The organism is Pantoea sp. SIMBA_079, assembly GCF_046940275.1.
GTDB lineage: Bacteria > Pseudomonadota > Gammaproteobacteria > Enterobacterales > Enterobacteriaceae > Pantoea > Pantoea borealis.
The window spans coordinates 1-263 of record NZ_JAWRYR010000450.1 but is presented as its reverse complement, the minus strand read 5'-3'; the positions used below and the strand labels follow the sequence as shown (position 1 = coordinate 263).

The window sequence follows — 263 nt, the reverse complement described above, 5'->3', positions numbered from 1 at the left end:
CGCCGGGGCCCGTGATCACCGAGCCGTGCGCCCGGCAGATGGCCGACGGGGTGGGGCGCCTGCTGAGCGCCGACGTCGTCGCCGCCGTCACCGGCGCCGGCGGCCCGGGAGAGCAGGAGGGCAAGCCGGCCGGTACGGTCTACCTGGCACACGGGCGTCCCGGGGAGGTGGAGGTCGCCGAGCTTCACCTCGACGGCGAGCCGGAGGAGGTCGTCAACCGGACCGTCGAGGCGGCGCTGGACGCGCTGGTGCGCGACCTGGAG

Annotated in this window: 1 protein-coding gene; it reads left to right on the top strand. The window is 76.8% G+C overall.

The features are described from left to right. Nucleotides 1-11: 11 nt before the first annotated feature. Nucleotides 12-263 (top strand): CinA family protein (locus tag SB719_RS20755; protein ID WP_412159829.1); only part of this gene is annotated, 252 nt, incomplete at its 3' end.